Here is a 3,663-nt window from a genome sequence, read left to right as displayed (position 1 = left end):
GCCCGGCGGCACGACGATAGAAGCGGTCAAAGCGCTAGAAAACGGCGGTTTTCGCGCGGCGGTGATAGATGCGGTGGGTGCGTGCGTGAAAAAGGCGAGAGCCAAGTAAATTTACTGCTTTGGCCGACGCTTAAAAACGATTTTTGGAGTTTGAAAGCGTGCGAATTTTGCTTATAGACGCGATTTGTTCTAGATCACGAGTTAAATTTAAAAATTCTAATCAAAATTTTAATTTCCGTAAAATTTAAAATTTAACTTATAGCTCGGCCCTGTCGATATTTGAGCCGATTTTGTATCCGAAATTTATATCATTTAAAGAATAAAATCCAAAATTTTGATATAAATTTATTTTATCTTAAACTTTTTTTGCATAAAATCACCGCCAAATTTTACTCGAAAGGTACGCTATGAAAAACGATATGTGCGACATGTGTTGTTGCGAAATGAAAAGCTAGGGCGCTAGGCACGAATATCTTTTTAAGTGCTTAGCAAGTCGCTAAACATTTAAAAAGATATTTTCAACTTCGCACTCGCGGACCTTTTTAGATGAATAGCTAACGATAAATTTAAAAAGGACAAAAAATGAAAAAACTACTAAAATCTTCTCTACTTACTTTGGCGAGCTTCGCTCTTTTAACCGGCGCAAATGCAAAAACTCTCGAAAACGGCGTTTTGAAAATCGCGACCGAAGGCACGTATTCGCCCTACTCATACCACGATAAAAACGACGCGCTAACGGGCTACGACGTCGAAGTAGCGCGCGAAGTGGCAAAGAAGTTAAATTTAAAAGCGGAATTCGTCGAAGCTCCGTGGGACGCGATGCTGGCTGCATTTGATGCGGGCAAGGCCGACATAGTGTTCAATCAAGTAAGTATCACGGACGAGCGTAAGAAAAAATACGATTACACCGTTCCCTACACCGTCGCCTACGCCGCGCTAGTCACTCATAAAGACAATAACGAAATCAAAAACTTCGAGGATCTAAAAGGCAAGAAGAGCGCGCATTCTGCAACTAGCAACTGGGCCGGCATCGCGCAAAAATACGGCGCGCAGATCGTCACCGTAGACGGCTTTAGCAAAGGCGTGGAGCTCATCATCAGCCGCCGTGCGGATGCGACGATAAACGACAGCGTGACCTTCTATGATTACATAAATCAGCGTCCAAACGCCCCGCTAAAAATAGCCGCTAGCGGCAGCGAGCCGATCTACTCCGCAGCCATCGTGAAAAAGGGCAACGAAGAGCTCGTAAATGACGTAAGCAGGGCCCTTGGCGAGCTAAAAAGCGAAGGCAAGCTAAAAGAGATTTCGGTCAAATACTTCGGCAAAGATATCTCGGAGTAAATTTTACCCGCATAAAAGCAGCTAAATTTAAAGGATAAAAGATGGTTTCAAAACTACTAAAAATTTTGGCTCTAGGTGCGCTTCTTACGCTAAATTTAAACGCCAAAACCATAAAAGAGGGCGTTTTAACGATCGCTACGGAAGGTACCTATGCGCCGTTTTCATACTACGACGATAAAAACGAGCTAAAGGGCTACGACGTCGATATCGCCCGCGAAGTCGCTAAGAAGCTAAATTTAAAGATCGAGTTTTTAACCGCTCCGTGGGATGCGATGCTTGCGGCATTTGATGCGGGCAAGGCCGATGCGGTATTTAATCAAGTAAGCGTTACCGATGAGCGCAAGAAAAAATACGACTACGCAGAGCCCTATACGGTCGTGCACGGCGCCATCATCACTCATAAAGATAACGACGATATCAAAAGCTTTGACGATCTAAAAGGTAAGAAAAACGCCGACTCCGCTACCAGCAACTGGGCGAAGGTGGCCGCTAGCTACGGGGCGCAAAACGTCACGGTCGATAGCTTTAGCAAGAGCATGGAGCTTCTCGTTAGCAAGCGCGTAGATACCGTCGTGCGCGATAATATCGTATTTTACGACTTCATCAAGCAGCGCCCGGGCGCTCCGGTTAAAATAGCCGCCGAGGGAAGCGATACCGACTATACCGCACCTATCGTGCAAAAGGGCAATACGGAGCTTGCGGGGCAGATCAGCAAGGCGATAGAGGAGCTAAAAAACGAAGGCAAGCTGGCTGAAATTTCGATCAGGTATTTCGGCAAAGATGTCTCGCGGTAGATGGCGATGAACGAATTTGACCGCATAAGCGAGCTTTTGTTAAGCTCGCTACAACCTATGGCGCTGGCGATGATAAAGGTGACGCTGCCTCTTACAGCGATCTCCTTTTCGCTGGGACTTCTTATCGCGGTGCTAACGGCGATCGCGCGCATAGCAAATATCAAAATTTTAAAGCAACTTAGCGAGTTTTATATCTGGATATTTCGCGGCACGCCGCTTTTGGTGCAGCTTTTTATCGTATATTTCGGTCTGCCGATCGTGGGCGTTACGCTCGATGTTTGGAGCGCGGCGATCATAACTTTCAGCCTAAATATCGGCGCTTACGCTTCCGAAGCCGTTAGGGCGGCCGTGCTTTCGGTGCCCAAAGGCCAGTGGGAAGCCGCTACGGCGCTTGGTATGAGTTATACGCAAATTTTACGCCGTATCATTGCTCCGCAAGCCGCGCGTATCTCGCTGCCTCCGCTTTCAAATATCTTTATCAGCACGCTAAAAGACACCTCGCTTGCGGCTTCTATCACGATGGTCGATATGTTTATGGTCGCTCAACGCATCGCCGCGCGCACCTTCGATCCGCTCACGCTTTACGTGCTAGCCGCGCTTTTTTACTTGATAGTCTGCACGTTTTTGACGTTTTTGCAAGCTAGGCTCGAGAAGAGATTTTCAAGGTACGTGTGATGATAAAATTTAAAAATTTGACTAAGAAATTCGGCGACAACGTTGTTTTAAACGGCTTAAATTTAGAATTTAAAGACGGGCAGACGACGGTTATTTTAGGAAGCTCGGGCTCTGGTAAATCAACCCTGCTGCGCTGCATAAATTTACTCGAGATCCCGGACGGCGGCGAGCTTGAGCTTGGAGGCGATAAGATAAATTTTGGCGGTAAAATTTCGCAAAAAGATATGCCGCCCTTTCGCGAGCATACGGGGATGGTCTTTCAGAGCTTTAATCTATTTCCGCACCTAACGGCTTTGCAAAACGTAACCGAAGGTCCCGTGCAGGTGCTTAAAATCCCGAAAGAGCAGGCAGAAGTTGAGGCTCTGGCTCTACTTGAAAAGGTCGGGCTAAAGGGCAAGGAGCACGAGTATCCAAGCAGGCTCTCGGGCGGTCAATCGCAGCGAGTGGCGATAGCGCGAGCGCTTGCGATGAAGCCGTATTTTTTGCTTTTGGACGAGCCCACGAGCGCGCTTGATCCGGAGCTTGAGGCGGAGGTTTTGAAGGTTATCGGCGGGCTTAGCAAGGAGCGCGACTCGCTCATCATCGTCACGCATAATATGAACTTCGCTCGCAAAGTCGCGGATCGAATTTTATTTTTAGAGCGCGGTAATATCGAATTTGACGGTACGGCGGAGGAATTTTTCAGCAGCGACTCGCCGCGCATAGTCAAATTTATCTCGGCGATGGATTTTTAAATTTAAAGGAAAAAAATGAAAATAGATACACTAATCGTAAAAGGCCTCGAAGCCAAAAACAATCCTCACGGCGCGGTCGTTCCGCCTATCTATCTAGCCACGACGTTTGCGCAAGATGG

Annotated in this window: 5 protein-coding genes; all 5 read left to right on the top strand. The window is 47.1% G+C overall.

All coding sequences use genetic code 11. The annotated features are described in order from the left end of the window. On the top strand, nucleotides 1-109 hold a 109-nt coding region (locus Q0338_RS00290), incomplete at its 5' end, for a pyrroline-5-carboxylate reductase dimerization domain-containing protein (protein WP_298085031.1). A gap of 473 nt (nucleotides 110-582) precedes the next feature. Continuing rightward, nucleotides 583-1,341, top strand: coding sequence for an amino acid ABC transporter substrate-binding protein (locus tag Q0338_RS00285; protein ID WP_298085030.1), 759 nt, complete (start codon nucleotides 583-585; stop codon nucleotides 1,339-1,341). A gap of 41 nt (nucleotides 1,342-1,382) precedes the next feature. Then, nucleotides 1,383-2,135: an amino acid ABC transporter substrate-binding protein gene (locus Q0338_RS00280; protein ID WP_298085029.1), complete on the top strand. Its 753-nt coding sequence runs from the start codon at nucleotides 1,383-1,385 to the stop codon at nucleotides 2,133-2,135. Nucleotides 2,136-2,141: 6 nt separating this feature from the next. Then, nucleotides 2,142-2,810, top strand: coding sequence for an amino acid ABC transporter permease (locus Q0338_RS00275; RefSeq protein WP_298085028.1), 669 nt, complete (start codon nucleotides 2,142-2,144; stop codon nucleotides 2,808-2,810). Next, entirely contained in the window at nucleotides 2,810-3,544 is a 735-nt protein-coding gene (locus Q0338_RS00270) for an amino acid ABC transporter ATP-binding protein (RefSeq protein WP_298085027.1), read from the top strand. The genes Q0338_RS00275 and Q0338_RS00270 overlap by 1 nt, the downstream gene beginning before the upstream one ends. Nucleotides 3,545-3,663: the final 119 nt, after the last annotated feature.

It is taken from the genome of uncultured Campylobacter sp. (genome assembly GCF_938018145.1).
GTDB lineage: Bacteria > Campylobacterota > Campylobacteria > Campylobacterales > Campylobacteraceae > Campylobacter_A.
The sequence above is the reverse complement of the archived record's forward strand: the minus strand, read 5'-3'. Positions and strand labels throughout refer to the sequence as shown.

Coding starts and splice junctions, on each gene's coding strand:
- Q0338_RS00285 (WP_298085030.1), top strand. CDS start 583: ATGAAAAAACTACTAAAATCTTCTCTACTTACTTTGGCGAGCTTCGCT.
- Q0338_RS00280 (WP_298085029.1), top strand. CDS start 1,383: ATGGTTTCAAAACTACTAAAAATTTTGGCTCTAGGTGCGCTTCTTACG.
- Q0338_RS00275 (WP_298085028.1), top strand. CDS start 2,142: ATGAACGAATTTGACCGCATAAGCGAGCTTTTGTTAAGCTCGCTACAA.
- Q0338_RS00270 (WP_298085027.1), top strand. CDS start 2,810: ATGATAAAATTTAAAAATTTGACTAAGAAATTCGGCGACAACGTTGTT.